Source organism: Microbacterium sp. CSI-V, from assembly GCF_001984105.1.
GTDB lineage: Bacteria > Actinomycetota > Actinomycetes > Actinomycetales > Microbacteriaceae > Microbacterium.
Genome location: NZ_MTQM01000007.1, coordinates 91,760 through 118,038, shown reverse-complemented (window position 1 = coordinate 118,038; position 26,279 = coordinate 91,760). Strand labels below are relative to the sequence as shown.

The 26,279-nt window shown below is 71.2% G+C and carries 23 protein-coding genes and 1 pseudogene; 20 read left to right on the top strand and 4 right to left on the bottom strand.

What is annotated here, in order from left to right:
* Position 1: 1 nt before the first annotated feature.
* Together pcp and CSIV_RS04560 are read right to left on the bottom strand one after the other, a co-directional pair.
* Positions 2–640 (bottom strand): pyroglutamyl-peptidase I, encoded by a 639-nt coding sequence (pcp, locus tag CSIV_RS04565; RefSeq protein WP_238592332.1) that lies wholly within the window; start codon positions 638–640, stop codon positions 2–4.
* Between the two features lie 4 nt (positions 641–644).
* Positions 645–1,472, bottom strand: coding sequence for a hypothetical protein (locus tag CSIV_RS04560; protein WP_077050232.1), 828 nt, complete (start codon positions 1,470–1,472; stop codon positions 645–647).
* 114 nt (positions 1,473–1,586) lie between these two features.
* Between CSIV_RS04560 and CSIV_RS17825 the strand changes: the two genes are divergently transcribed.
* From CSIV_RS17825 to CSIV_RS04500, 13 genes and pseudogenes are all read left to right on the top strand, one after another.
* Complete coding sequence (locus CSIV_RS17825; protein WP_083734987.1) at positions 1,587–1,913, top strand: RNA polymerase sigma factor; 327 nt, start codon at positions 1,587–1,589, stop codon at positions 1,911–1,913.
* Positions 1,914–2,006: 93 nt separating this feature from the next.
* A pseudogene (locus CSIV_RS18785) lies at positions 2,007–2,111 on the top strand (RNA polymerase sigma factor); the annotation flags it as partial.
* A complete protein-coding gene (locus CSIV_RS17985; protein ID WP_077050231.1) occupies positions 2,108–2,938 on the top strand; it encodes a hypothetical protein in 831 nt (276 codons plus the stop codon). The pseudogene CSIV_RS18785 and the gene CSIV_RS17985, both read left to right, overlap by 4 nt.
* A 33-nt stretch (positions 2,939–2,971) precedes the next feature.
* A complete protein-coding gene (locus CSIV_RS04545) occupies positions 2,972–4,768 on the top strand; it encodes a proline--tRNA ligase (protein ID WP_077050617.1) in 1,797 nt (598 codons plus the stop codon).
* A 43-nt stretch (positions 4,769–4,811) separates the two neighbouring features.
* Positions 4,812–5,633, top strand: a complete 822-nt coding sequence (locus tag CSIV_RS04540) for an aldo/keto reductase (protein ID WP_077050230.1) — start codon at positions 4,812–4,814, stop codon at positions 5,631–5,633.
* 37 nt (positions 5,634–5,670) lie between these two features.
* Positions 5,671–7,503: a lipase family protein gene (locus CSIV_RS04535; RefSeq protein ID WP_077050229.1), complete on the top strand. Its 1,833-nt coding sequence runs from the start codon at positions 5,671–5,673 to the stop codon at positions 7,501–7,503.
* A gap of 106 nt (positions 7,504–7,609) precedes the next feature.
* The gene (locus CSIV_RS04530; protein ID WP_077050616.1) at positions 7,610–10,105 is read left to right on the top strand and encodes a glycogen/starch/alpha-glucan phosphorylase; all 2,496 of its coding nucleotides are present in this window, start codon (positions 7,610–7,612) and stop codon (positions 10,103–10,105) included.
* Positions 10,106–10,343: 238 nt separating this feature from the next.
* Positions 10,344–10,985: an HD domain-containing protein gene (locus CSIV_RS04525; RefSeq protein WP_077050228.1), complete on the top strand. Its 642-nt coding sequence runs from the start codon at positions 10,344–10,346 to the stop codon at positions 10,983–10,985.
* A 51-nt stretch (positions 10,986–11,036) separates the two neighbouring features.
* Positions 11,037–12,026 (top strand): transcription termination factor NusA, encoded by a 990-nt coding sequence (gene nusA / locus CSIV_RS04520; protein ID WP_076490889.1) that lies wholly within the window; start codon positions 11,037–11,039, stop codon positions 12,024–12,026.
* A gap of 33 nt (positions 12,027–12,059) precedes the next feature.
* On the top strand, positions 12,060–12,311 hold the full coding sequence (locus CSIV_RS04515) for a YlxR family protein (protein WP_077050227.1): 252 nt from the start codon (positions 12,060–12,062) through the stop codon (positions 12,309–12,311).
* Between the two features lie 93 nt (positions 12,312–12,404).
* Positions 12,405–15,224, top strand: coding sequence for a translation initiation factor IF-2 (gene infB, locus CSIV_RS04510; protein ID WP_175627551.1), 2,820 nt, complete (start codon positions 12,405–12,407; stop codon positions 15,222–15,224).
* Positions 15,225–15,395: 171 nt separating this feature from the next.
* Entirely contained in the window at positions 15,396–15,854 is a 459-nt protein-coding gene (rbfA, locus tag CSIV_RS04505) for a 30S ribosome-binding factor RbfA (protein WP_077050225.1), read from the top strand.
* Positions 15,855–15,989: 135 nt separating this feature from the next.
* A complete protein-coding gene (locus tag CSIV_RS04500; protein WP_077050224.1) occupies positions 15,990–16,973 on the top strand; it encodes a CPBP family intramembrane glutamic endopeptidase in 984 nt (327 codons plus the stop codon).
* Positions 16,974–16,983: 10 nt separating this feature from the next.
* Here CSIV_RS04500 and CSIV_RS04495 read toward each other — a convergent pair whose 3' ends face one another.
* Entirely contained in the window at positions 16,984–17,850 is an 867-nt protein-coding gene (locus tag CSIV_RS04495) for an adenine glycosylase (RefSeq protein ID WP_077050223.1), read from the bottom strand.
* 223 nt (positions 17,851–18,073) lie between these two features.
* On the opposite strand from CSIV_RS04495, the gene CSIV_RS04490 reads away from it, so the two are divergent.
* From CSIV_RS04490 to CSIV_RS04470, 5 genes are read left to right on the top strand one after another with little or no spacing between them, the layout of a single operon-like run.
* A complete protein-coding gene (locus CSIV_RS04490; protein ID WP_077050222.1) occupies positions 18,074–18,580 on the top strand; it encodes a hypothetical protein in 507 nt (168 codons plus the stop codon).
* Positions 18,580–19,473, top strand: a complete 894-nt coding sequence (truB, locus tag CSIV_RS04485; RefSeq protein ID WP_077050221.1) for a tRNA pseudouridine(55) synthase TruB — start codon at positions 18,580–18,582, stop codon at positions 19,471–19,473. Before CSIV_RS04490 ends, truB begins: the two co-directional genes overlap by 1 nt.
* On the top strand, positions 19,470–19,838 hold the full coding sequence (locus CSIV_RS04480) for a hypothetical protein (protein ID WP_077050220.1): 369 nt from the start codon (positions 19,470–19,472) through the stop codon (positions 19,836–19,838). Before truB ends, CSIV_RS04480 begins: the two co-directional genes overlap by 4 nt.
* A gap of 54 nt (positions 19,839–19,892) precedes the next feature.
* Positions 19,893–20,312, top strand: coding sequence for a hypothetical protein (locus CSIV_RS04475; protein WP_077050219.1), 420 nt, complete (start codon positions 19,893–19,895; stop codon positions 20,310–20,312).
* Positions 20,309–21,253 (top strand): bifunctional riboflavin kinase/FAD synthetase, encoded by a 945-nt coding sequence (locus tag CSIV_RS04470; RefSeq protein ID WP_077050218.1) that lies wholly within the window; start codon positions 20,309–20,311, stop codon positions 21,251–21,253. Before CSIV_RS04475 ends, CSIV_RS04470 begins: the two co-directional genes overlap by 4 nt.
* A gap of 69 nt (positions 21,254–21,322) precedes the next feature.
* Here CSIV_RS04470 and CSIV_RS04465 read toward each other — a convergent pair whose 3' ends face one another.
* Complete coding sequence (locus CSIV_RS04465) at positions 21,323–22,690, bottom strand: MFS transporter (RefSeq protein WP_077050217.1); 1,368 nt, start codon at positions 22,688–22,690, stop codon at positions 21,323–21,325.
* Between the two features lie 243 nt (positions 22,691–22,933).
* On the opposite strand from CSIV_RS04465, the gene CSIV_RS04460 reads away from it, so the two are divergent.
* Complete coding sequence (locus tag CSIV_RS04460) at positions 22,934–25,090, top strand: DEAD/DEAH box helicase (RefSeq protein WP_077050216.1); 2,157 nt, start codon at positions 22,934–22,936, stop codon at positions 25,088–25,090.
* Between the two features lie 101 nt (positions 25,091–25,191).
* Positions 25,192–26,262, top strand: coding sequence for a hypothetical protein (locus CSIV_RS04455; RefSeq protein ID WP_083734983.1), 1,071 nt, complete (start codon positions 25,192–25,194; stop codon positions 26,260–26,262).
* Positions 26,263–26,279 lie beyond the last annotated feature (17 nt).

Genomic DNA, 26,279 nt, shown 5'->3' with positions numbered 1-26,279 from the left:
CTCAGTGGAGTGTGCCGCCCGGAAGCGCGGCGTCCACCGGAGAGTCGACCGCCGCCCGGAGGGCCGCCTCGAGCCCGCGCACGATGTCGCCGATCGGCAGTGAGCTCGCGCCGTCGGGGGCGTTCTCGCTCGCGTAGGGCACGTGGAGGAACCCGGCGCGGATTCCCGGGGTGGCGGCGGTCTCGTGCAGCGCCGTGAACATCACGTGGTTGCACACGAACGTGCCGGCGGAGTGGGAGAGGGATGCCGGAACACCCGCCGCGGCGATCGCGGCGGTCATCGCCTTGACGGGGAGCGTGGCGAAGTACGCGGCGGGTGCACCCGCCACGCTCGGTCGGTCGAGCGGCTGGTCTCCGGCGTTGTCGGGGATCCGTGCGTCCGCGAGGTTGATGGCGACCCGCTCGGGCGTGAGGCCCGTTCGGCCGCCCGCGAGGCCGACGGCCACCACGACGTCGGGGGAGTGCTCGTGGATCAGCGCGCCGAGACGCGCCGAAGCCCCGGCGAACTCGACCGGCAGCACCTCCGAGACGAGCGTCTCGGGACCGGCCCACCGTTCGGCGATCAGGCGCACGGCATCGCCCGACGGGTTGGTCGCGTCACCGGCGAAGGGCTCGAAGCCCGTGAGGAGGATGGTCGTCACCCCCTCACGGTACGTTCCTCCAGACCAGGTCGTACTCGGCGCGGATACGATCGCGCGCGTCGGCGTACTCGGGCACCGCGTCGAAGAACGCGAACTTCCGCGTGATGACCGAGTCGGTGGCATCCACGTCGGGTTCGACCACGTACGCCGTGAACGTCTCGGCGAAGTCCTCGGACACGTTCGTCGCCGCGTAGTCGCTGACGAAGTCGTCCTCGTGGGCCTGGTAGAACTCCCACGCCACGTCGGCGTCGACGTTGTCGCGCGCGGGGGCGTCCGCGTAGCCGGCCCAGAATCGGTCGGCGAAGCGCTGGAGGTCCGAGCCGGGGAGCAGGCATCCGGCACCGGCCCATTCGGTCGCGCACTCGACGGCCGAGGGGTCGGTGTCGTCCGCCCCGAGGCTCAGCATGTGCGCGTACTCGTGGATGAGCGTCGTCATCAACAGATCGCGATCGTCGGCATAGGCGAGGTTGGCGGCGAACACCCACTTGGTGGGGTCGTCGGCACTCGCGACGTACGCGAGCATGTCGCTGTCGGGGTCGTCTCCGGTCTCGTACCCGGTGATCATGGATGCCGCGAACTCGGGGGTCGTCACCCGGAGGAGCTCGCTCCAGACCCGGCTCGACCGCCCGTCGGGCGTGGGGGTGAGGGTGGCGTCGCTCGTGACGGTGAAGACGTCGGTCGTGGTGAACTCGGGGGACGCCTCGATGCTCTCCCGCCCGGCCCCCGCGAGAGCGTTTCCGGCGCCCACCCCGGCGCCGATGGCGACCCACGTCAGCACGCCCAGGAGGACGGCGGTCGACGCGCTCAACAGCGCGATCCAGCGGGGACGCATGTGCTCACCCTAGGTCGCAGCGAGTCCGGCCGGCGCGCGTTGTCGTTTCGTTATCGAATCGGCTCGGCGTGCGGGAACCGATCCGGGAGTCGCGGACACTACAGGGTGTGGAAGATGACGGCGCCGGGCTGTGGGCTCGGGTGCGCCAAGGGGGATGAGCTCGCGCTCGCCGCGCTGTTCGATCGGTACGAGGGGCGGGTTTTCCGGGACGCCTCGCGGCTGTTGACGCACCGGGAGGATGCGAAGGATGCCGTGACGGTGGCGTTCTTCGAGCTGCGGCGCAAGCGTGCGTCGGTGCGGCTGGTGGAGGGGTCGCCGTTGCCGTGGTTGTTGAACACCGTGGCGCATTGCGCGCGGAATCTGGAGCGGTCGGGGCGGCGGTACCGGGCGTTGCTGGACCGGGCGCCGGTCGCGGAGTCCGCGGCGGTCCCGGTGGCGTGAAGACAGTGACGTGATGGTGGCGTTGCGGCGTCTGCCGGAGCGGGAGCAGTCGGTGGTGGTGCTGTCGGTGCTGGAGGGGACTCCGAGCGGGAGGTCGCCCAGGCCCTCGGCATCCCCGCGGGAACGGTCAAATCTCGTCTCTCGCGGGCGAAGGCGAAGTTGCGCGATGAGCTCGCGTGGGAAGGGGCACTGTCGTGAACGACGAACTGACGCCCGACGAGCGCGCGGCGATGCGCGCCCCGATCGTGGGCGGGGCCCGCGACATCGCTCCTGTCGGGGCACATCGGAACGCATGGATCGCCGGCTCGATCGCGGCGGTGCTCGTCGTCGCGATCGCGGGCGGGGTGGTGGCGACCTCCACCCTGTCGGCGCCGCCGATCGCGAACACACCGACACCGAGTCCGGAGACCGTCGAATCGCAGGCGAGCATCATGCCGGACTGCACCATCGACGGGTTCTCCTGCCAGTACGTCGACCGCTTCGGCGACGCGGCGGTCATGGTCTGGGGATCGACCAATGCCCAGCTGGCGGCGCTCACGGACGCCGTGGGGGAACGCGCGGCTCGCTCCCCGGGTACGGCGCGGTCGCTTCCGGCCGGCGCCTGGACCGTGCCGGAGTGCGCCGACATCCGTGACGCGATCGACGCGGCCCGCGGGCGGGGAGACATCGTCGACCATCGGGGCGACTACTACCCGCGCGGGTTCGACTGGGAGGTGCTCCGCGAACGCGGTGCGGCGGCGTACTGCGCCGTGGACAATCTCTCCGCACCCGAGGGCACGACCACGGTGGTCGACATGATGTTCGGCCCGGGTTCGTCCCCCGATCTCGACGCGATCTCTCGGCACGGGGGCCTGAGCGTCGAGGTGTCGGGAGCGGATGCCGCGTGGTACCTGCCGGGCTTCACCTCCACGGCATCGCTGCTGGTGGTCCAGTCGGGACCGAACACCCTCACGGTGGGAACCCAGAGCATGACCGAGGAGGAGATGAGGCAGGTCGGTGCGGCCGTGATCGCCGCGCTCGGCTGAGCCCCGGCATCCACCGCTCTAGACTCGATGATCGTGGTCACCCGTCTCTCGAACTACTTCCTCCGCACGCTTCGCGAAGATCCCTCGGATGCCGAGGTCACGAGCCACCGCCTGCTCGTGCGCGCCGGCTACATCCGTCGCAACGCCCCGGGCGTCTTCGCGTGGCTCCCGCTGGGGCTGAGGGTCAAGGCCAAGATCGAGACGGTCGTCCGCGAGGAGATGGCGAACGCCGGAGCCTTCGAGGTGCACTTCCCGGCCCTCCTGCCCCGTGAGCCGTACGAGGTCACCGGCCGCTGGGAGGAGTACGGCGACGCGCTGTTCCGCCTGCAGGACCGCAAGGGCGCCGACTACCTCCTCGCCCCGACGCACGAGGAGATGTTCACGCTGCTGGTGAAGGACCTGTATTCGTCGTACAAGGACCTGCCGCTGACGATCTACCAGATCCAGGACAAGTACCGCGACGAGGCACGGCCCCGCGCCGGGCTCCTGCGCGGCCGCGAGTTCACGATGAAGGACGCGTACTCGTTCGACGCGACGGATGCGGGACTGGATGCCTCGTACCAGGCGCAGCGCGACGCGTACGAGCGCATCTTCCAGCGCCTCGGGCTCGAGTACGTCATCGTCGCGGCGGACGCCGGCGCGATGGGCGGGTCGAAGTCGGAGGAGTTCCTGCACCCGACGCCCATCGGCGAGGACACGTTCGTGCGCTCCGCGGGCGGATACGCCGCGAACGTCGAGGCGTTCACCACCGAGGTGCCCGAGGCGCTCCCCATCGAGGGGCAGCCCGCGCCGGTCATCTTCGATTCGCCGAACACCCCCACGATCGCAACCCTCGTCGACCACGCCAACGCGCACCTGGACGTCCCCGCGCCCGGCATCGCCGGCCCCGCGACGGCGGACGCCGCGGAATGGACGGCCGCGCACACGCTGAAGAACGTCGTGCTCGCGCTCACGCACCTCGACGGCACGCGCGAGATCGTCGTCGTCGGCATCCCCGGCGACCGCGATGTCGACGACAAGCGCGTCGAGGTGGCCTTCGCCCCGGCCGAGGTCGAGGCCGCCACCGAGGCGGACTTCGCGAAGCACCCGCTCCTGGTGAAGGGGTACATCGGACCCTGGTCGCCCACGGGCCCGGTCCTCGGCGAGGAGTCGGCGACCGGCATCCGGTACCTGCTCGACCCGCGCGTGGTCGACGGGACCGCCTGGATCACCGGTGCCAACATCGACCAGAAGCACGTGCACTCGCTCGTCGCGGGCCGCGACTTCGCGGGCGACGGCTTCGTCGAGGCCGCGACCGTCCGCCCCGGCGACCCTGCCCCCGACGGCTCCGGCCCGGTGGAGCTCGCGCGCGGCATGGAGATCGGACACGTGTTCCAGCTCGGCCGCAAGTACGCCGAGGCCCTCGGCCTCAAGGTGCTCGACGAGAACGGCAAGCTCGCCACCGTCACGATGGGCTCGTACGGCATCGGCGTGACGCGCATCCTCGCGATCATCGCCGAGCTCAACAACGACGAGAGGGGCCTGATCTGGCCCGCCTCGGTCGCCCCGTTCGACGTGCACGTCGTCGCGACCGGCCGCGATGCGGTCGCGTTCGACCTCGCCGCGTCGGTGTCGGAGCAGCTCGAAGCCGCCGGTCTCGACGTCCTGTACGACGACCGCCCCAAGGTCTCGCCGGGCGTGAAGTTCGGCGACGCCGAACTGGTCGGCATCCCGCGCATCCTCATCGTCGGCCGTGGTGCGGCCGACCGCGAGGTCGAGCTGTGGGATCGCCGGACGGGGGAGCGCGACACGCTGCCGGTGGCCGAGGCGCTCGCGCGCCTGCAGGGCTGAGACCGCGACCCGGCGCGTGCCGACGGCGGATAGCGTGGATGCCATGATCGCAGCGCCCCGCGTGCCCCTGTCCGACGGTTCCTCCATCCCGCAGCTCGGCGTCGGCACGTACAAGGTCCCGTCCGAAGTGACGGCCGATCTCGTCGCCGGGGCGCTCGCCGCGGGCTACCGCCACATCGACACCGCGGCGCTCTACAGCAACGAGAGGGAGGTCGGCGAGGGCGTGCGGGCCTCCGGACTCGCGCGCGAGGACGTCTTCGTCACCACCAAGGTCTGGAACGACGATCAGGGTTTCGACGCGACCCTGCGGGCGTTCGACGCGAGCCTGGACCGGCTCGGTCTCGACCGCGTCGACCTCTACCTCATCCACTGGCCGATCCCGAGTGCCGATCGCTACGTCGACACGTGGCGCGCCCTCGTGCGGCTCCGGGAGGAGGGGCGCGCGACCTCGATCGGCGTGAGCAACTTCTCGGCGACGCACATCGAACGGCTGCGCGACGAAACCGGCGTACTGCCGGTCATCGATCAGGTCGAGCTGCACCCGCGGTTGCCTCAGCGCGAGCTCGTGGACTGGAACACCGCGCACGGGATCGTCACCGAGTCGTGGGCGCCGCTGGCCCGCGGCGGGCTGCTCGACGAACCCGTCCTCGCCGACATCGCCGCACGGTACGGCAAGACACCGGCCCAGGTCGTCATCCGGTGGCACCTCGATCGTGGCCTCGTCGTCTTCCCGAAGTCCGTCTCGCTCGATCGCCTGCGCGAGAACGGCGACGTGTTCGACTTCGCCCTCGACGACCAGGACCACGCGCAGATCGCCGCGCTCGAGACCGGCGAGCGGACGGGACGCGACCCCGACCTCGACTGAGAGAGCCGGGCGGCATCGCCCTGCCTATCATGGCCTGATGCCCGTGACCCGCCGTTCGCTGCCGCGCCGGTGGAACGCTCTTCCCGCCCTCGTGCGCGACGCCCCGCCGAGGGTGCTGCTGGTGGTCGGGGCGGTCGTCGTGGTGCTCGGGGCGCTGATCGTGTCGCGTCCGCTCACCTCGTTGGTGCTCCTGGGCGTCTACGTCGGGGCGAGCGCGGTGGTGATGGGGGTGCTCGAACTCGTCGGCCGGCCGGCCGGCTGGTGGGCGCGGGCGGTGTCGGCCGCGTGGATCCTGGCGGGCGTCGCGGTGCTGGTGTGGTTGGGACGCAGCCTCGAGCTGCTCCCGCCGGTGCTCGCGGTCCTCCTCGTCATCGGCGGCCTGGCCTCGATCGGACGCGCCGTCTCCCGTGGGACGGCGAGCTCGCGCGTGCTGTCGCTGGCGTGGGGGGTCGCGCAGGTCGCGTTCGGACTGCTCTCCTTCACCTGGCCCGACGTGACGGTGCTCGTGCTGGCCGTCGTCTTCGGTGTGCGCACCATCGTGTTCGGCGTCGGGATCTTCGCGCGCGGGGTCGTCGGCATCCGCCGTCCCCGTTCGACCCCCTTCGATGCCGAACGCGCCGTCCGGCGCCGACGCGTCCGCGCGGGGTGGGCGGCCGCCGGACACTACGCGCTCTCGCTGATCCTCGTCGCGACCGCGGCGGGCGGCTGGTGGCTCAACGACTGGCTGGACGACGGCGCTCCGGTGGTCGACGCGTTCTACGACCCGCCCGCCCAGGTGCCGAGCGGGCACGGCCGACTCATCCGTTCCGACGCCTACCTCGGACGTCTGCCCGAGAACGGCGACGTCACGCGGATCCTCTATACGACCCGGGATGCCGTGGGCCGGGCGGCCGTGTCGAGCGCGCTGGTCATCGTGCCGAAGGACCCGCCCTCCGGCCCGCGCCCGGTCATCGTCTGGAACCACGGGACGACCGGGGTCGCGCAGGGCTGTGCGCCGAGCCTGCGTGACGCGTCGGCGACGAAGTGGTCGATTCCCGCGCTCGAGCAGGCGCTCAAGGCGGGCTGGGTGGTCGTGGCATCCGACTTCTCCGGGCAGGGTGCGCCAGGGGTCTACCCCTACCTGATCGGCGAGGGGGAGGCGCGGTCGTCGCTGGACGCGGTCCTGGCGGCGGGGGAGCTGCGCGCCGATCTGACCCTGTCGCCCGACACGGTGGTGTGGGGCCACTCGCAGGGCGGCCACGCGGCGCTGTGGACCACCGCGATCGCGCCCGAGTACGCCCCGGGGGTCGACGTGCTCGGCACCGCGGTCGTGGCGCCCGTCGCCGATCCGCCCGCGCTGGCGCGGGAACTGCTGTCCGGACCGCCGAACGCGATGCTGTCGGTCATCACGTCGTGGGTGCTCGTTCCGTACTCCCGCACGTACCCGGACGTCGCGCTCGACGACTACATCGCCGAGGGCTCCCGCTCGATCGTGCTCGAGATGACCCAGCGGTGCCCGAGCGAACCGGGCGTCGTGGTGTCTGTCCTCGCGGCCCTGGGGGTGTCGGAGGACCGGCCCCTCTACAGCGCCGACCTCACCGAGGGGGCGCTGGGCCGACGCCTCGCCGAGAACACCATCACCCAGCCGCTCGGAACGCCGATGCTCGTCGCGTGGGGCGCCGACGACGAGGTCATCCCGCCCCGACTCCAGCGGGACTACGTCGACCGGCTGTGCGCCGAGGGCCAACCGGTGCGGTGGGCGACCTACGCCGGGTACGACCACCTGCGCCCGATCCTGCCGAAGTCCCGGTTCCTGCCGGTGCTGTTCGACTGGACGAAAGACCTGATCGAGCGTCGATCGCAGGTCACCGACGGGTGCGGACTGCGCTGACCGGCGCATGCGTCGGCTGTGCGGCGACGAGGTGAAGATCCTGTGTCGGAGCCGATCCCTCTTGGCGAGTGCGGCCGGTTCTCATTACGGTCGGAGGGTGCCCGACATCACTTCTCCCGCGTCCGAGCTCCGCCCCACCCACCCGCTCGCGCTCGCGCCCGTGGCGGCCCCACCCGCGTCGGTCGACGGCTTCGTCCGTCGCTTCCTGCAGAACCTGAACTTCGACCAGGGTGTCGCCCTGTCGACATCCGACGACAACGACCGGTATCTGGCGCTGGCGGGGACGGTCCGCGACTACCTCATGGCGCGCTGGCTCGACGACCAGGCGCAGCAGAGCACGCAGCAGTCCAAGACGGTGTGCTACCTCTCCGCCGAGTATCTGCTGGGGCGCCAGCTCGACAACAACCTCCTCGCGGCCCGTCTGACCGACATCGCGACCGAAGCGCTCGCGCAGTGCGGCATCGACATCGCCGACCTCCGTGCGCTGGAGATCGAGCCCGGGCTCGGCAACGGCGGCCTCGGCCGTCTGGCGGCGTGCTTCATCGACTCGCTGGCCACGATGAGCATCCCCACGATCGGCTACGGCATCCGCTACGAGTACGGGATCTTCCGTCAGGCCTTCGCCGACGGGCAGCAGGTCGAGCAGCCGGACGCGTGGCTGCGGCTCGGCTCGCCGTGGGACTTCCCGCACCCCGAGGCCGCGCAGACCATCTCGTTCGCGGGGCACACCGAGACCTACGACGACGACGGCATCGAGCGCACCCGCTGGGTGCCCGAGTGGAACGTCCTCGCCGTGCCCTACAACATGATGGTCCCCGGCTATCACAACGGCCGCGTGAACACCCTGCGCCTGTGGCGGGCGGTGGCGACGAACGCGTTCGACCTGCACACGTTCAACTCGGGCGACTACGTCGCGTCGGTGCGCGCGCAGACCTTCGCCGAGAACATCTCGAAGGTCCTCTACCCCGAGGACTCCACCCCGCAGGGCAAGGAGCTGCGTCTCCAGCAGCAGTACTTCTTCGTCGCGGCATCCATCGCCGACTTCGTCGACAACGTGCTGCCGGAGGGCTTCGATCTGGCGAAGCTGCCCGAGCGCGTCATCTTCCAGCTCAACGACACCCACCCCGTCATCGGCGTGCCCGAGCTCATGCGCGTGCTCATCGACGAGAAGCACCTCGAGTGGGATGCCGCGTGGGCGATCACGCAGAAATGCTTCGCGTACACGTGCCACACCCTGCTGCCCGAAGCGCTGGAGGTGTGGTCGGTCGAGCTGCTCGGACGGCTGCTGCCGCGGCACCTCGAGATCATCTACCGCATCAACGACGAGTTCCTGCTCGAGGTGCGCGACCGCTTCGGCGACGACGAGATGCTCATCCGCGACATGTCGATCATCGGCGAGCACCCCTACCGCTCGGTGCGGATGGCCTACCTCGCCACGGTCGCGGGTTCCAAGGTGAACGGCGTCGCCGAACTGCACTCGCAGCTGCTGCGCGACAACGTCCTGAAGGACTTCGCGAAGATGTGGCCCGAGAAGTTCACGAACGTCACCAACGGAGTCACGCCGCGCCGGTTCCTGCGGCTCGCGAACCCCGAGCTCTCGGCCCTCATCACCGAGACGCTCGGCGCCGGCTGGACGGTCGACCTCGAGCGCCTGCGCGGGCTCGAGGCGTTCGCCGACGACCCCGAGTTCCGTGAGCGCTTCGCCGCGGTCAAGGCCGCGAACAAGCGCCGACTGAGTCGTGTGCTGGCCGCGCGCGACGGCACCTCCCTCGACGACGGACACCTGCTCGACGTCATGATCAAGCGCCTCCACGAGTACAAGCGGCAGACGCTCAAGGTGCTGCACATCGTGAGCACGTACGACGGCATTGTGTCCGGGCGCGTCAACGTGGAGGACGTGCAGCCGCGGACCTTCCTCTTCGGCGCCAAGGCCGCCCCCGGATACGCGATGGCCAAGCACATCATCCACCTCATCAACGCCGTGGGCGAGGTCGTCAACGCCGACCCGCGCGTCGAGGGTCGCCTGAAGGTGCTGTACCCGGCGAACTACAACGTCACCCTCGCCGAGAGCATCATCCCCGCGGCCGACCTGTCCGAGCAGATCTCCCTCGCCGGCAAGGAGGCCTCGGGCACCGGCAACATGAAGCTCGCGCTCAACGGCGCCCTCACCATCGGTACCGACGACGGCGCGAACGTCGAGATCCGCCAGCTCGTCGGCGACGACAACTTCTTCCTGTTCGGCATGAGCGAGCCCGAGGTGGAGGCGCTGTGGGCCGAGGGATACCGTCCCGCCGACTTCTACCAGGCGGACGAACGCCTGCGCCGGGCGATCGACCTGATCGCCGCGGGCACGTTCTCGGACGGTGACCGGACGGTCTTCGAGCCGCTCATCTCCAACCTCCTGTACGACGACCGGTTCATGGCGCTCGCCGACTTCGGCACCTACATCGACGCGCAGGAGCGGGTCGACCTGGCCTATGCCGACCAGGACGCGTGGGTGCGCTCGGCGATCCTCAACGTCGCGCGCAGCGGCTTCTTCTCCTCCGACCGGGCGATGCGCGACTACCTCGACCGCATCTGGCACGCCACCCCGGTCAACTGAGCACGCCGGATGCCACGGCCCACGGGTCGTGGCATCCGGCGTTCTGTGGTGGGCTTCGAGTACACAACGCAGGATTTGCGGCCGTTCGCCCCGGTCCGGTCGCGCGTTCGCGGCCGTCGCGCAGCGGATCTCCTTCGTTGTGTACGCGGTTGGCGGGAAGGCTGTGGAAGGTGACCGTCCGGCGCGGGCGCGCGGCGGCCGCGCGCGCAAGAGTGGGAACCCCAGCCCAGGAGGCCCCGTGCAGATCACCGACATCCCCGTGCCCGACACCCTCGCCGCGCGGGGCTCGCTCGCGCTCGCCGAGGAGTACCAGTCACCCGCGATCACCGCGCACGCGCTGCGGTCGTGGCTGTGGGCCGAGGCGTTCGCGCTCGTCGACGGCATCGCCGACATCGATCACGAACTGCTCTACGTCTCGGCGGTGCTGCACGACATCGGCACCGTGACGGAGTTCGACAACCACACCCTGTCGTACGAGCACGCCGGCGGCCACGTGGGCATCGCCCTCACGGCCGGCGCCGGGTGGGAGCGTGCGCGACGGGAGCGCGTGCTCGACGTCATCGTGCGGCACAACTGGCCGAGCGTGGACCCCGAGATGGATGCCGAGGGGTATCTGCTCGAGACCGCGACAGCGTTGGACATCTCGGGGGCGCGGCCCGACGCCCTGCCACCGGAGTTCGTGCGCGAGGTGCTCACCGCGCATCCGCGCGGCGCGCTCGCAGCCGAGTTCGGCGCGTGCGTCGTCGATCAGGCGCGGCGCAAGCCCGACACCGCGGCGCGACGCCTGGTCGACGGGGGAGTGCTCGACAAGCTGGCGGCGAACCCGCTGGAGCGCATGGCCGGGCCAGGTCGCGGGGGAGCCGGCATCCGGGTATCGTAGGAGGGTTGTCGGCGCCGTTCGTGCCGACGAGAGCTGAATACGGAGGGTCTTGTGGACATCGATCTCGCACTTCTGAAGACGATCGAACGCGAGAAGGAGATCCCCTTCGACGAACTCGCGCGCATCATCGAACAGGCGATCCTCACCGCCTACGCCAAGCACATCTCGCCCAGCGGCGAGATCCCCGCCGGGGCGCGGGCGGAGCTCGACCGCAAGAGCGGCCACGTCGGCATCTACACCCCCGTCCTCGACGAGGAGGGTGCGGTGATCGGCGAGGAGGAGCAGGCCCCCGACGACTTCGGTCGCATCGCCGCGTTCGCCGCGAAGCAGGTCATCAGCCAGCGTCTGCGCGACATCGCCGACGACGCCGTGCTGGGGGAGTTCAAGGGCAAGGAAGGCGACATCGTCGCCGGCGTCGTGCAGCAGGGTCCGAACCCGCGCATGGTGCACGTCGACCTCGGCACGGTCGAGGCGATCCTGCCGCCCGAGGAGCAGGTGCCCGGCGAGACCTACGCGCACGGTTCGCGGCTTCGCGTGTACGTGACCAGCGTGTCGAAGGGCACCAAGGGCCCGCAGATCACCGTCTCGCGCACCCACCCCGGGCTCGTCCGCAAGCTCTTCGCCCTCGAGGTCCCCGAGATCGCCGGCGGCCTGGTCGAGATCGTCTCGCTCGCCCGCGAGGCCGGCCACCGAACGAAGATCGCGGTCAAGGCCAACGACCCGACCGTCAACGCCAAGGGCGCCTGCATCGGCGAACTCGGCCGCCGCGTGCGCGCCGTGACCGAGGAGCTGGCCGGCGAGAAGATCGACATCATCGACTACGACGCCGAGCTGCCCAAGTTCGTCGCCAACGCCCTGTCGCCCGCGAAGGTCACGTCCAGCTTCGTCCTGGATGCCACGACCAAGGCCGTCCGCGCGCTGGTGCCCGACTACCAGCTGTCTCTGGCCATCGGCAAGGAGGGGCAGAACGCCCGACTCGCCGCCAAGCTGACCGGCGCGAAGATCGACATCCAGCCGGACAGCATCCTCGAAGACAACTGAGCGTCCGTCGTCCGGACGACGGCGAGGTGTACGATGGAACCTGTACGAACGTGCGTCGGATGCCGCGCACGTGCCCCCCGATCATCGCTTCTGCGTGTGGTCGCGGACGGGTCGGTCCTCGTCAGAGACGAGCGGGCGGTCCTGCCGGGACGGGGCGCGTGGGTGCACGAGACGGACGCGTGCGTCGGGAAAGCTCTCGCGCGCCGCGCCTTCGTACGAGCATTGCGTGTGTCAGGCCCGCTTGACACGCAGACCTTCGAATCACACCACCAGCGAAAAGGCTGAACGGCTATGGACACGAAGTGAACGGCTCGAAATGAGACCCGTCCGCAACTAGCGGTCTGCCCTGTCCGGGGGAGGCCCTCAGACAGGAGAATTGTGGCAAAACCACGCGTGCACGAGATCGCTTCCGAGCTCGGCGTCGACAGTAAAGTCGCGCTCGCGAAGCTGAAGGAGCTCGGCGAATTCGTCAAGAGCCCTTCGTCCACCATCGAACCCCCGGTGGCCCGTAAGCTCCGCGCCGCCCTCGCGGCCGAGGGGTCGTCGGGATCCTCGGATGCCAAGCCCGCCGCGGCAGCGTCCCGCCCGGGCGCCCGTCCCGGCCCCGCGCGTCCCGCGGCGACCCCCGGTGCGCGACCGTCCGGTCCCACGCCCGGCCCGGCGCGTCCGGCTGCGCCGAAGAGCGCACCCGAGCCCGCGGCTCCGGCGCCCGCGGCATCCGCTCCCGCTCCCGCCGAGTCCGCCCCGGCGGCTCCCGCTTCGCAGGCCCCGAACCCCGGTTCGCAGGCCCCCGCATCGCAGGCTCCGGCTTCGCAGGCGCCCAAGCCCGGCGGCCCCAAGCCCGGCCCCAGCGCGCCCCCGCGCCCGGGAGGCGCACGCCCCGGCAACAACCCCTTCGCTTCGGCGCAGGGCATGGGTCAGCGTCCCGCCGGCCCGCGCCCGGGCAACAACCCCTTCGCTTCGGCGCAGGGCATGGGCCAGCGCCCGACCCCCGGCAACATCCCGCGTCCCCAGGCCCCGCGCCCGGGTGCTCCGCGTCCCGGCGCCCCGCGTCCCGGTGGTGCCGGTCGTCCCGGTGGCGGCGGTCGTCCCGGCGCGCCGTTCCAGCAGCGTCCCGGCGGTCCCGGTCGTCCCGGCGGTGCCGGTGGCGGCTTCCAGCGCCCCGGTGGCGCCCCGGGTGCTCCCGGTGGCGGCGGGTTCGCCGGTCGTCCCGGTGGCGGCGGTGGCCGCGGACGCGGCCCCGGCGGTGGTACCGCGGGTGCCTTCGGTAAGGGTGGCGGCAAGTCCAAGCAGCGCAAGTCGCGTCGGGCGAAGCGGCAGGAATTCGAGATGCGGTCGGCGCCGGTCGTCGGCGGCGTCAACGTCTCGAAGGGCAACGGCGAGATCATCCGCCTGCGTCGCGGCGCCTCGATCGCCGACTTCGCGGACAAGCTCGAGGCCCTGCGCGGCTACACCGTGCAGCCCGGCACGCTCGTGACCATCCTGTTCAACCTGGGCGAGATGGCCACCGCGACCGAGTCGCTGGACGAGGCCACGTTCGAGGTGCTCGGCGCCGAGCTGGGCTACAAGATCCAGATGGTCTCGCCCGAGGACGAGGACAAAGAGCTCCTCGAGGGCTTCGGTCTCGACCTCGATGCCGAGCTGGAGGCCGAGAGCGAGGACGACCTCGAGATCCGTCCTCCCGTGGTCACCGTCATGGGCCACGTCGACCACGGTAAGACCCGACTGCTCGACGCCATCCGCCAGACGAACGTCGTGGCGGGCGAGGCCGGCGGCATCACGCAGCACATCGGTGCGTACCAGGTCTGGACCGAGCACGAGGGCATCGAGCGCGCCATCACCTTCATCGACACCCCGGGTCACGAGGCGTTCACCGCCATGCGTGCCCGCGGTGCGCAGGTGACCGACATCGCGATCCTCGTGGTCGCGGCCGACGACGGCATCATGCCGCAGACGGTCGAGGCGCTGAACCACGCCCAGGCGGCGAACGTGCCGATCGTGGTCGCGGTCAACAAGGTCGACAAGCCGGATGCCAACCCCGCCAAGGTGCGCCAGCAGCTCACCGAGTACGGTCTGGTCGCCGAGGAGTACGGCGGCGACGTCATGTTCGTCGACGTCTCGGCCCGCCAGGGCACGAACATCCAGGAACTCCTGGACGCCGTGCTGCTGACCGCCGACGCCGGTCTCGACCTGACGGCCAACCCGAACAAGGCGGCACGCGGTGTCGCGATCGAAGCGAAGCTCGACAAGGGCCGCGGTTCGGTGGCGACGGTGCTCATCCAGTCCGGAACGCTGCGCGTCGGCGACGCGATCGTCGCCGGTACGGCCTACGGCCGCGTCCGCGCCATGATCGACGAGAACGGCGACGCGGTCGACGAGGCCTACCCCTCGCGTCCCGTCCAGGTGCAGGGACTCAACTCGGTCCCGCGCGCCGGCGACGTCTTCATCGTCACCGAGGAAGACCGCACCGCGCGCCAGATCGCCGAGAAGCGCGAAGCCGCCGAGCGCAACGCCCAGCTGGCCAAGGCCCGCAAGCGCATCTCGCTCGAGGACTTCACCCGCGCTCTCGAAGAGGGCAAGGTCGAGTCGCTCAACCTCATCATCAAGGGTGACGTGTCGGGTGCCGTCGAGGCGCTCGAGGAATCGCTGCTCAAGATCGAGGTCGACGACAGCGTCCAGCTGCGCATCATCCACCGTGGCGTGGGTGCGATCACCGAGTCGGACATCAACCTGGCCACGATCGACAACGCGATCGTGATCGGCTTCAACGTCCGTCCCGACACGAAGGCCCGCGAGCGCGCCGCCCGCGAGGGTGTGGACGTCCGGTTCTACTCGGTCATCTACAACGCGATCGACGACGTCGAGCAGTCGCTCAAGGGCCTGCTCAAGCCGGAGTTCGAAGAGGTGCAGTCGGGTGTCGCCGAGATCCGCGAGGTGTTCCGCTCCTCGAAGTTCGGCAACATCGCCGGTGTCATCGTCCGCTCGGGCACGATCACGCGCAACGCCAAGGCGCGCGTCATCCGCGACGGCGTCGTGCTGGCCGACGGCCTGCAGATCGAGTCGCTGCGCCGGTTCAAGGACGACGTCACCGAGGTCCGCACGGACTTCGAGGCCGGTATCGGACTCGGCAAGTACAACGACATCCAGATCGGTGACGAGATCGAGACCACCGAAATGGTCGAGAAGCCGCGAGGCTGATCACACACCGGAGGTCGTAGCTCCCGGCTACGGCCTCCGGTTTCGTGGGTCCGCCGGAGCAGAGCAGGGCCCCTACCCCGATGCTCCGGCAGACCCACGAAACCTCCGTCCTTCGCCTCTGCTTCGGCATCGGGCATATGACGCCTCGCTTAGTGAGAGATGGGAATGGAAGTGGCAGGAGAGCGACAGGCCCGCGTGGCCGACCGCATCCGGGTGGTCCTCGCGGAGCGCCTCGAGAAGGGGCTGCGCGACCCGCGGCTCGGATTCGTGACGATCACCGATGTGCGGGTGACCGGCGACCTGCAGCATGCCTCGGTGTTCTACACCGTGATGGGTGACGAAGCACACCGGGCCGACACGGCCGCGGCGCTGAAGTCGGCCACGGGGATGCTGCGCAGCGAAGTGGGCAAGAACCTCAACACGCGGCTGACGCCGACGCTGGAGTTCATCCTCGACGCCATCCCGGAGAACGCCGACCACATCTCGGCGCTCCTGCGCGAAGCGCGCGAGCGCGACGAGTCGGTCGCCGGTCTCGCCGCGAGCGCGTCGTACGCCGGCGAAGCCGACCCGTACGTCAAGCCGCGGGAGTTCGACGAGGACGATGAAGACGAGGACGACGAGCGCGACTGACGCGCGTCGCTTGGACGGCCGGATGCCGCCCCCGCAGGGGGCGCGTCCGGCCGTTCGTCGTTCCGCCTCGCGGCGCGCTGGCTTCTCCGTCGCGCGGGGGAGGTGGTGGCATCCACCGGTTCGTAGGCTCGGCGCATGACCGCTTCGTCTCGCCCGGACTGGCTCGCCATCGGCGTCTTCGCCGTCACCTCCGTCGCCCTGTCGTGGCTCGTGGCTCTGCCGCTGTGGCTCCGGGGTCAGGGGCTCGCGGATCCGTTCCTCGGGCTCGTCGCCGCTGCCATGATGTTCACCCCGTCGCTCGGTGTCGTCGCGGCGCTGCTGGTCCAGCGGCGCACGCGCGGGCGTCGCGGCGCGCGCGCCGTGCTGCGCGAGCTCGGCATGTGGCCCCTCCGGCCGGCCGCGCGGACCGTCTGGACGTGCGTCGCCGTGATCATCGCCGCCCCGCTCCTGGTCGCGATCGGTCTCGCGATCGTCGGCGCGCTCGGCCTCGCGACGTTCGACCTGGTCGGGTTCTCGGGCTTCCAGAGGACGCTCGAAGAGGCGGTTCCGGCGGGGACTCCGCTGCCGCCGGTGGGGTTGCTCGTCGCGGTCCAGCTCGCCACCATCCCCATCGGCGCGGTCATCAACGCGCCGTTCGCGTTCGGGGAGGAGCTCGGCTGGCGCGGGTTCCTGCTTCCCGCCCTCCGGCCGCTGGGCGTGTGGCCCGCGCTCCTGGTCTCCGGCGCCTTCTGGGGGTTCTGGCACGCACCGCTGATCCTCCTCGGATACAACTTCCTCGAGCCCAACGCGTTCGGCGTGCTCCTGATGATCGTGGGGTGCATCCTCTTCGGCATCCTGATCGGGTGGACCCGGCTGCGCACCGCGTCGGTCTGGCCCGCGGTGTTCGCCCACGGAGCCTTCAACGCCTCGGCGGGGCTCGGGGCGCTCGTCGTCGCCGCCGACTCCGCCACGCCGTCCCCGGTGGTGGCCGGTCCGCTGGGCGTCGTGATGGGGGGCGTCTTCGCCGTCGTGATCGCGGTCCTCGTCCTGTCAGGGCAGTTCCGCGCCGATCGGCTCGACGCACGGCTCGGCCCCGACCCGGTCCGGGTCGACGCGCCATCGGCCACGCCGTCGTCCTGAACCGCGGCGGTCAGCGGGGGAGGAAGAGCGCGCCGCCCTCGGCCTCGGCGAGCCCGTCGGAAATGAGCGAGTCGATGGCGCGGTCGCGCTGCACCGGATCGGGCCAGTCAGGAACGACGTCGTCGAGGAGCACGGCGGCCGGCGCCGCCTCGCGCAGCACTCGCAGCACCGCGCCGCGCGCCTGTCGATCGCTTCCCTCGTACTTCGCCTGGCGTCGTCGGCGATCCTCGGATGCCGGGTACCCGGCCGCTCGCCACGCGCACTGCGCCGCGAGGGGGCAGACGTCGCACCTCGGCGCGCGGGCCGTGCACACGATCGCCCCGAGCTCCATCGCCGCCGCGTTGACGATCGCCGCCTCGCCGATGTCGTCGGGGAGCTCCGCGGTCATCCGGGCGAGATCCGCCTTGCCCGGCGGTCCGGGCTGCGCGACGCCGTCGACGACGCGGGCGAGGACGCGGCGGGTGTTCGTGTCGACGACGGGATGCCGGTCGCCGTAGGCGAACACCGCCACGGCACGGGCCGTGTAGTCGCCGATGCCGGTGAGCGCGAGCAGCGCATCGACATCGCGCGGCACGGTCCCGTCGTGGCGGTCGCGGATCTCGACGGCGGCGCGGTGCAGCCAGAGGGCGCGCCGCGGGTATCCCAGGTTCGCCCACTGGGTGACCGCCTCGGCGGGGGCGGCCGCGGCCAGGTCCGCCGGCGTCGGCCAGCGCCCCAGCCACGCTTCGAGGTGGGGGATGACGCGCGCGACGGGGGTCTGCTGCAGCATGAACTCGCTGACGAGGGTGCCCCACGCGCCGAATCCCGGCCGGCGCCACGGCAGATCCCGCGCGCTACCGCGGTACCAGGCGATGAGCGGCGCGGCGATCCCTGGCATCCCTCCACCCTATGGTCGGCGCGCCGCGTCCATCCCACCCGCATAAACGCGATCCGCGCTCATAAACGCGATGCCATCGCGTTTATGAGCGTCGATCGCGTTTATGCGTGCGAAGCCGTGCGCCGGACGCGCCACGGCAGCGATCGACGCGCGCCCGCAGGAAGCGCGCAGGGAGCCGCCCCGGTCGCGAGCGCGGCGCCGGGAGCGACCGTAGGCTGGAGGCATGTCGAGCGAGAACCCCGTCGAGACCGTGCAGCGGAGCCTCCGCGACCTGATGCGCCAGAACGCGGGCAACGGGCGACTCGTCGTCGCGATCGACGCGCTGGATGCCGCTGCCGCCACGGCCTTCGCGAACGGTTTCGCCACGGCGGTCGGCGAGGACGGCACGGCCGTCTTCCGCGCGACACTCGCCGACGACGCCGGCGACGTGCGCGGGCGGATCGTCGCCCCCTTCCGCGCGGGGGAGCCGTTCGACGGCAGCAGCACGCCCGCCCCCGAACGCGCGGTCCTCGTCGTCGACGGCCGCTTCCTCCACGCCTCAGGTCTCCGGGGCCTCTGGAACTGGTCGGTGTGGCTCGAGGCGAACCCGCCGATCGGGACTCCGCGCCCTGAGCTGCCGGATGCCGAGAAGCAGTACGTCCGCACCGCGCGGCCGCGGGTCGCGGCATCCGTCATCGTCGAGAATTCCGACCCCGCGCACCCCGTGCAGGTGTTCGGCGACTTCTGCTGATGGCGCGCGCCGGCATCCTCCTCGTCGACAAGCCGGGGGGCATCACCAGCCATGACGTCGTGGCGCGGGCGCGCCGCGCCCTCGGTACCCGCAAGATCGGTCACGCGGGCACGCTCGACCCGATGGCCACCGGACTCCTCGTGCTCGGCGTCGAGGGCGCGACGCGCCTGCTCACCTACATCGTGGGGGCCGACAAGACGTACGAGGCTACCCTCCTGCTGGGGGTCTCGACCGACAGCGACGACGCCGACGGCGTCGAGACGGCGCGAGCGGATGAGGCTGTCGTCGCCGCCGTGACCGACGCGGCGATCGACGCCGGCATCCTCGACCTCACCGGAGAGATCGACCAGGTGCCCAGCACGGTCTCGGCCATCAAGGTGCAGGGTCGCCGCGCCTACGATCTCGCCCGCGCAGGCGAAACCGTGGAGCTGAAGGCCCGTCGGGTGACCGTGTCGCGTTTCGAGGTCCGCGAAACGCGGCGCGAGGGTGCGACCATCGCGCTCGACGTCGTCGTGGACTGCACCAGCGGCACGTACATCCGCGCGCTCGCGCGGGATCTCGGCGCGGCGCTCGGGGTCGGCGGCCACCTCACCGCGCTCCGGCGCACCCGCATCGGAGCCTTCGACGTCGCCGCCGCGGTGACGGTCGACGACATCGTCGAGACCGCCCTCGTGAAGCCGGCGACCGCCGCGGCCGTGGTCGTCGGTGCGCTCGCGGTCGGTGCGGACGAGGCGCGCGACCTGCGCCACGGCAAGCGCATCGACGGGGGCGGCCGCCTCACGGGGGAACGCGCCGCGGCGATCGATCCGGACGGACGACTCGTGGGGATCGTCGAGCGCCGGGGGACTCAGCTCAAGAGCGTCATGAACATGCCCGAGGAGGTCGCGGGATGATCCTGTGGTTCACACTCACGCAGGTGGGGATCGCCGTGCTCGCGGGGCTCATCGCAGTCGTCGCGGGGCTCGTCGGGCGTCGCCCGTCCGACCTGACCGTCGGGGCGCTCGCCCTCATCGAGGTGCTCCTGATCGTCCAGATCGTCATCGCCCTCGTCTCGCCGTTCGCAGGGAACCCGCCGACGGGGAGCCTGCTGGAGTTCTGGACCTACCTCGTCTCCGCCGCGCTCCTGCCGCCGGCGGGGGCAGCGTGGGCTCTCATCGAACGCAGCCGCTGGAGCACCGTCGTCATGGGGGTCGCCGCCCTCGCCGTCGCCGTCATGGTGTGGCGCATGCACGCGATCTGGACGGTGCAGGTGGCCTGACGGCCTCCGCCGCACGGTGAGCGCGGGCACAGTCCGAACTAGACTCGGAAGGTCATGGCATCCACCACTCCCGCCCGCACCCGCGGAATGACCGGCATCGGCCGGGTCCTCGTGATCGTCTACGGCATCATGGCGCTCGCCGCGACCGGCCGGTCGTTCGTGCAGATCGTCCGCGAGTTCGACGACGCCCCCGTCGCGTACTCGCTCTCGGCGCTCGCCGCGGTCGTGTATATCCTGGCCACCCTCGCGCTGATCTTCTCCGCGCGCCCGGCCTGGTACCGCGTCGCCTGGGTCGCGATCGGCTTCGAGCTGGTCGGAGTCCTGGTCGTCGGCACCCTGAGCCTGGCGCTGCCCTCGCTCTTCCAGCACCCGACGGTGTGGTCGGTGTACGGCATCGGCTACCTGTTCATCCCGCTCGTGCTGCCGTTCCTCGGTCTGTGGTGGCTGATCCGGCATCGCAGGACGGCATCGTGATCGTCTTCCGCGACCCGGCGGAGGTGCCGTCGGGCTTCGGTCCCTCGGTCGTCGCGATCGGGAAGTTCGACGGTGTGCACACCGGCCATCGGGCCGTCATCGATCGTGCCCGCGTGGAGGCGGCGGACGGTGCTCAGGTGGTCGCCGTCACCTTCGACCGCAACCCGCTGAGCGTCCTCCGGCCCGATAGGTGCCCGCCCGACGTGATCGGCCCGCACCAGAAGCTCGAACTGCTCGATCGTGCGGGAGTGGATGCCACGCTCCTGCTGACCTTCGACGAGGCGCGCGCCGCGCAGTCGGCCGAGGAGTTCGTCCGCGAGGTGCTGGTCGACGCGCTCGCCGCCCGCACCGTGCTCGTCGGGCGCGACTTCCGGTTCGGTGCCGGCGGCGCCGGCGACCCCGATCTCCTCGAGCGGCTGGGGGAGCGGGACGGCTTCCGCGTCGACGTGGTCGACGACGTCCGCGCCGTGCACGCCGACCGCCGTGTGTCGTCGACGTGGATCCGCGAGGCGCTGGCGGCGGGCGACATCGCCACCGCCGCCCGGCTCCTGGGTCGCGCGCCGTCGGTGTGGGGCGAGGTGGTGCATGGGCTCAAGCGCGGGCGCGAGCTCGGGTATCCGACGGCGAACCTCTCGCCCGATCTCGAGGGTTTCGTGCCCGCCGACGGCGTGTACGCCGGGTGGCTCATCGACGTGGACGGTGCCCGGCGCATCAGCTATCCGGCCGCGATCAGCATCGGAACCAACCCCACGTTCGACGACGTGCACCAGCGGCAGGTCGAGGTGTACGTCCTCGACGAGACCGACCTCGACCTGTACGGGCATCACGTGGAGGTGCGTTTCGTCGAGCGCGTCCGGGGCATGGCGGCGTTCGACGGCGTCGATGCGCTGCTCGTGCAGATGGCCGACGACGTCGAGCGCGTGCGCGGCATCCTGCGCTGAGCCGCGACCGCGCGGCATCCCGTGCCGATGCCCGCGACCGCGCGGCATCCTGTTCCTCTGCCCGCGACCTCACTCGCGGCGCGAAAGATGGTTCCGGATGCCGAGGAACGACGTCGCCGCCCCGAGCACCATCAGCACCGCGGTGAAGATCGCTGCGCGGTGGAATCCGTCGATGTCGAGCGCACCGCCCGCGACGGCGGACACCGCGGCGATCGCCAGGAGCCCCGCGACGCGCGACACCGCGTTGTTGACGGCCGAGGCGATCCCCGAACGCTCCGTGTCGATCGCGCCCAGGACGGCCGCCGTCAGCGGCGACACCGTGGCGGTCAGGCCGAGGCCGAACACCACGACGCCCGGCAGCACCTGCGTCCAGTAGTCGAACTCGGGACGCACCGACAGCAGCAGCAGCGCGCCGATCGCCATCACCGCGGGGCCCAGCGTCATGAACAGCCGCGGGCCGATGCGTCCCGAGAGGGCGCCCATGCGGGAGCTGAGGGTGATCATGAGCAGCGTGCTCGGAAGCGACGCGAGCCCCGCGAGGGTCGCCGGGAGCCCCGCCCCCTGCTGCAGGTAGACGCTGAGGACGAAGCCGTTCAGCGACAGGGCGGCGTAGACGAACATCGTGGTGAGGTTGCCGGCCCAGAAGTTGCGCGAGCGGAACAGGTCCAGCGGCATCAGCGGCTCGCGTGCGACGCGCTGGCGGACGAGGAACCCTGCGAACGCGGCCACGCCGACCGCCGCGGGCACCCAGATCACGGGCGACCCCCAGCCGAGGTTCGGTTGCTCGATCAGGGCGAAGACGATCCCACCGAGCCCGACCGCGCAGAGCACGGCCCCCAGCACGTCCACGTGCGCGCCCGGGCGTCGCTGGTCGGCGTGCGCGCGCCGAGCGAGCAGCCACAGCGTCACCCCGATCGGCAGGACGTTCACGAGGAACACCAGGCGCCACGACAGCGTGTCGACGAACACCCCGCCGATGAGCGGCCCCGCGATCATCGCGACGGTGGTGGCGCCGGTCCAGATGCCGATCGCGCGGGCCTGGGTCGGCCCGCGGAAGGTCGACGTGATCAGCGCGAGCGAACTCGGCACGAGAAGGGCACCCGCGATCCCCTGGAGGGCTCGCGCGACGATGAGGAATTCGGCGGTGGGCGCGGCGGCGATCGCGAGCGAGGTGATGCCGAAGCCGACCAGACCGATGCGGAGCACGAGCGTGCGCCCGAGGACGTCGCTGAGCGACCCGGCGACGAGGATGAACGCGCCGAGGGTCACGAGATAGGCGTCCACCACCCATTGCTGCGTCGAGAGGCCCCCGCCCAGGTCGCGCGAGATGGCGGGGAGCGCGACGGTGACGACGGTGCCGTCGAGGAAGGAGACGAAGGATGCCAGGACCGCGACGGTCAGCACCACGCGCTGGTCCCGCGACATCGGTTCGGCCATTCCCTCAGCGTAGGTGCGGCCGCGGCGCGCGTGGGTGGGTACGGCAGGACCCCCCGGCGACGCGCTAGAATGGTATCGACCCCGTCACCCGCCTCCTCGCGAGCCGTTCCGGTGAAGACGCGTTGCGGGTCGCAGACGCTGCCGCTCCGGCGGTGAGTCTCGCGGCATCCTCCGGGGTCACTGATCCACCGGCCACCGGCCGGGACGTCCCGGACACATCCGGACGACACGCTCAGGAGGAGCATGCCGACCACGGCAACCGCCGCCCGAGGCTCGAGCCAACGGCGCCGCAAGACCTCGTCATCCCGTCGCGATGACGAGGCCCCTGTCATCCCCATCCTCGCCCGCAAGGTTCGCGAGGTCGAAGCCAAGGCCCAACGCGGCAAGCTCGGCCCGACCAACCGCGTGAAGTTCCAGGTCATCGCCTTCCTCGTCCGCGAGGAGCGAGCCCGGGTGAAGGCCGACACCGAGATCACCGACGCCGCGCGCTCCGAGCTGCTCAAGCGCCTCGACGGTGTGGCCACGATCCTGGCCAAGACCGCCGCGCGCGACACGTCGCTGATCCAGCTCCTCGAGGTCGACCAGGCCACGTCGCCCGTCGCGCGCCGCATGCGCCGGGACTGGCTGCTGGAGTCCGGCGCCGACCTGCCCCCGGACGAGCTGATCATCACCGACAACGCCCCGAAGGTCTCGCCGGTCGTCCCCGCGGCGCTCGCCGAGAAGCAGGTCGTCCCGCCCTCGATCGAGGCGCGGCAGATGGCGAACCCGTTCCTCCCGCCCGACCTCACCCCGCGCGCCACCGGTGACGCCCCCCGACGCCGCCTCGACGGCTGGGAGCTCATGGGTCCGCTGTACAAGGCGTTCGAGACCGGCGCCGGAGGTTCGGCCGCCAGCATGGATCTGCCGCCCGTCCCCGAGTTCGATCGGCTCTCGCCGCGCGGCCTCGAGGTCATGCCCCACCAGTCCCGCTTCCTCGAGGCCGTCCGTCAGGGGCACCGCTCGTTCCTGCTGGCCGACGAGCCGGGCCTCGGCAAGACGGCCGAATCGGTGCTCGCGGCGTCGGTCGCCGAGGCCTACCCGCTGCTGGTCGTCGTCCCCAACGTCGTGAAGATGAACTGGGCGCGCGAGGTGCAGCGCTGGACGCCGCACCGCCGCGCCACGGTGATCTCCGGCAGCGGCGCCGACATCGACGCGTTCGCGGACGTGTTCATCGTCAACTACGAGATCCTCGACCGGCACCTGTCGTGGCTGTCGTCGATCGGCCTCAAGGGCATCGCGGTCGACGAGGCGCATTTCATCAAGAACCTGTCGTCGCAGCGGTCGCAGAACGTCCTCGCGCTGGCATCCCGTGTCCGTCAGCAGACGCGCGATCCGCTGCTGCTCGCCCTCACGGGTACCCCGCTGATCAACGACGTCGAAGACTTCGACGCGATCTGGCGTTTCCTCGGCTGGACGAACGGCGAGAAGCCGGGCGCGGAGCTGATGGCGAAGCTGGATGCCACGGGCCTCACCCCCGCGGACAAGGCGTTCTACCCCGAAGCGCGCGAGGCCGTGATCTCCATGGGCATCGTGCGTCGGAAGAAGAAGGACGTCGCCGCCGACCTGCCCGACAAGCTCATCGCCGACCTCCCCGTCGAGCTCGACGACGAGTACGGTCGGTCGATCCGCCACGCCGAGCGCGAGCTCGGGGCGCGCCTCGCGGCGAAGTACCGCCGCATCATCGAGGCCCGCGGCGACCGCGGGCTCGCGCCGGGCGAGATCGACGAGGACATCGTGCGCCTCGTCGCGCACGGCGAACTGGAAGAGAGCAAGGCCGCCGGAACCGGCTCCGAGAACGTCTTCACGATGGTCCGTCGCATCGGTCAGGCCAAGGCGCAGCTCGCCGCGGACTACGCCGTGCAGCTGCAGCGATCGGTCGGCAAGGTCGTCTTCTTCGCCAAGCACATCGACGTCATGGATGCCGCGGAGGCGCACTTCAAGGCGTCCGGGCTCACCTCGGTGTCGGTGCGCGGAGATCAGACCTCCACGGCCCGCCAGGCGGCGATCGACGCGTTCAACACCGACCCGTCCGTCGGGATCGCGGTGTGTTCGCTCACCGCCGCCGGTGTGGGGCTGAACATGCAGGCGGCGTCCAACGTCGTGCTCGCCGAGCTGTCGTGGACCGCCGCCGAGCAGACGCAGGCGATCGACCGCGTGCACCGTATCGGACAGGACGAGCCGGTCACCGCGTGGCGCATCATCGCCGCGCACACCATCGACACCAAGATCGCCGAGCTCATCGACTCGAAGGAGGGCCTGGCGCAGCGCGCGCTCGACGGCCTCGCCATCGAGCCCGGCTCGAGCGACTCCGTGCAGCTGTCCGCCCTCATGCACCTGCTGCGGCAGGCGCTCGGGGCCTGACCCTTCCCACGAACGCCCCGGTGCCGCCGGGGCGTTCGTGTGTCGTGCCGCGGGTCCGCGGACCCGGATGCCGTGTCGGGCGGGGTCGCTAGGGTCGGGGCATGCCCCTGGATGCCTCCGCACTGCTCGACGGCCCGCGCGGGCGGCGGCTGTGCCTGGAGATCCTTCTGGAGGGGGCGCGTCGCGCCGACACGCCCGAGGCGCGGGACGCCGTGCAGGCGGTGTTCTGGGCGGCGCACGGGCGCGAGCGAGGGGCGAGTGTGCTGCTCTCGTTCAGCGACGGGTCCGAGCCGTTCGTAGAGCCGGAGGTGACCGCGCGCGACGCGGCGGCGGCGCTCGCCGCGCTCCCGGTGCCCGCGGTCACGCCCGCCGTCCTCGGCGACGCCCTCGAGGCCTCCGTCGACGCGGCCATGTACTGGCAGCCGCCGGACGGCACCGACGCGCTTGCCGCGGAGGACGCGATGACCCCCGTGCTCGCAGCCGTCGCGATCGAGCTCTCCCGGTCGCCCCACGGCCAGACGTGGGGCCACCGCATAGACCCCGACGACCAGTGGACGGTGCAGTTCGACGGCGCGGACGTGCCCGCCGCGGATCCGCGCTCGCTCATCCGACGGTGGCGGACGGACACGATGAGGCACGAGGTCGCGTCGGCGGCGCGGGATCCCGGCGAGCGATGGAGCGGAACGTGGTGGTCGACCCCGCCTCGGGTGTGCCCCGTGACCACCGGGGCGGGGCGGCCTCGGGAGCCACTGCGACTGCGCTACGTCGAAGACGGGATGGGCTGGCAGTCCGCTCGCGTCCGCCGGGTCGTCGTTCCCGAGGGCCCGGTGGTGGAGGTCGCCGGCCCCGAGGACTGGGCGGCCCTGTGTGAGCGGCATCCTCTCGTCGTCACCGCGTCGCGGCGCGGAGACTGGGAGCACATCGCCGATCACCGCGGCGTCTGGGTGCAACCGGACTGGGCCTCGGTCGCGGAGGAGGCGGTCGGCGTGCACGTGAGCGTCGCCGGGTACCTGGCGACCGCGGGAAGGGGGATCGTCGTGGGAGACATCGGGATGAGTGTGATGGCCGGGTGGTCGCCCGACGAGACGTTCTGGTTCGACCCGGTGAGCCCGGCCGGCCCCGACGAGCACCGGGTGCGCGACGAGGCCTCCGGGTCATGGCATCCCGCGTGAGCCGTCCCCCGTTTGGC

Bases quoted from the DNA above. Each gene is read 5' to 3' on its own strand.
- CSIV_RS04560 (WP_077050232.1), bottom strand. From the start codon at position 1,472: ATGCGTCCCCGCTGGATCGCGCTGTTGAGCGCGTCGACCGCCGTCCTC.
- CSIV_RS17825 (WP_083734987.1), top strand. From the start codon at position 1,587: ATGACGGCGCCGGGCTGTGGGCTCGGGTGCGCCAAGGGGGATGAGCTC.
- CSIV_RS04540 (WP_077050230.1), top strand. From the start codon at position 4,812: ATGATCGCAGCGCCCCGCGTGCCCCTGTCCGACGGTTCCTCCATCCCG.
- CSIV_RS04535 (WP_077050229.1), top strand. From the start codon at position 5,671: ATGCCCGTGACCCGCCGTTCGCTGCCGCGCCGGTGGAACGCTCTTCCC.
- CSIV_RS04515 (WP_077050227.1), top strand. From the start codon at position 12,060: ATGGAACCTGTACGAACGTGCGTCGGATGCCGCGCACGTGCCCCCCGA.
- CSIV_RS04500 (WP_077050224.1), top strand. From the start codon at position 15,990: ATGACCGCTTCGTCTCGCCCGGACTGGCTCGCCATCGGCGTCTTCGCC.
- CSIV_RS04495 (WP_077050223.1), bottom strand. From the start codon at position 17,850: ATGCCAGGGATCGCCGCGCCGCTCATCGCCTGGTACCGCGGTAGCGCG.
- CSIV_RS04490 (WP_077050222.1), top strand. From the start codon at position 18,074: ATGTCGAGCGAGAACCCCGTCGAGACCGTGCAGCGGAGCCTCCGCGAC.
- truB (WP_077050221.1), top strand. From the start codon at position 18,580: ATGGCGCGCGCCGGCATCCTCCTCGTCGACAAGCCGGGGGGCATCACC.
- CSIV_RS04480 (WP_077050220.1), top strand. From the start codon at position 19,470: ATGATCCTGTGGTTCACACTCACGCAGGTGGGGATCGCCGTGCTCGCG.
- CSIV_RS04475 (WP_077050219.1), top strand. From the start codon at position 19,893: ATGGCATCCACCACTCCCGCCCGCACCCGCGGAATGACCGGCATCGGC.
- CSIV_RS04465 (WP_077050217.1), bottom strand. From the start codon at position 22,690: ATGGCCGAACCGATGTCGCGGGACCAGCGCGTGGTGCTGACCGTCGCG.
- CSIV_RS04460 (WP_077050216.1), top strand. From the start codon at position 22,934: ATGCCGACCACGGCAACCGCCGCCCGAGGCTCGAGCCAACGGCGCCGC.
- CSIV_RS04455 (WP_083734983.1), top strand. From the start codon at position 25,192: ATGCCCCTGGATGCCTCCGCACTGCTCGACGGCCCGCGCGGGCGGCGG.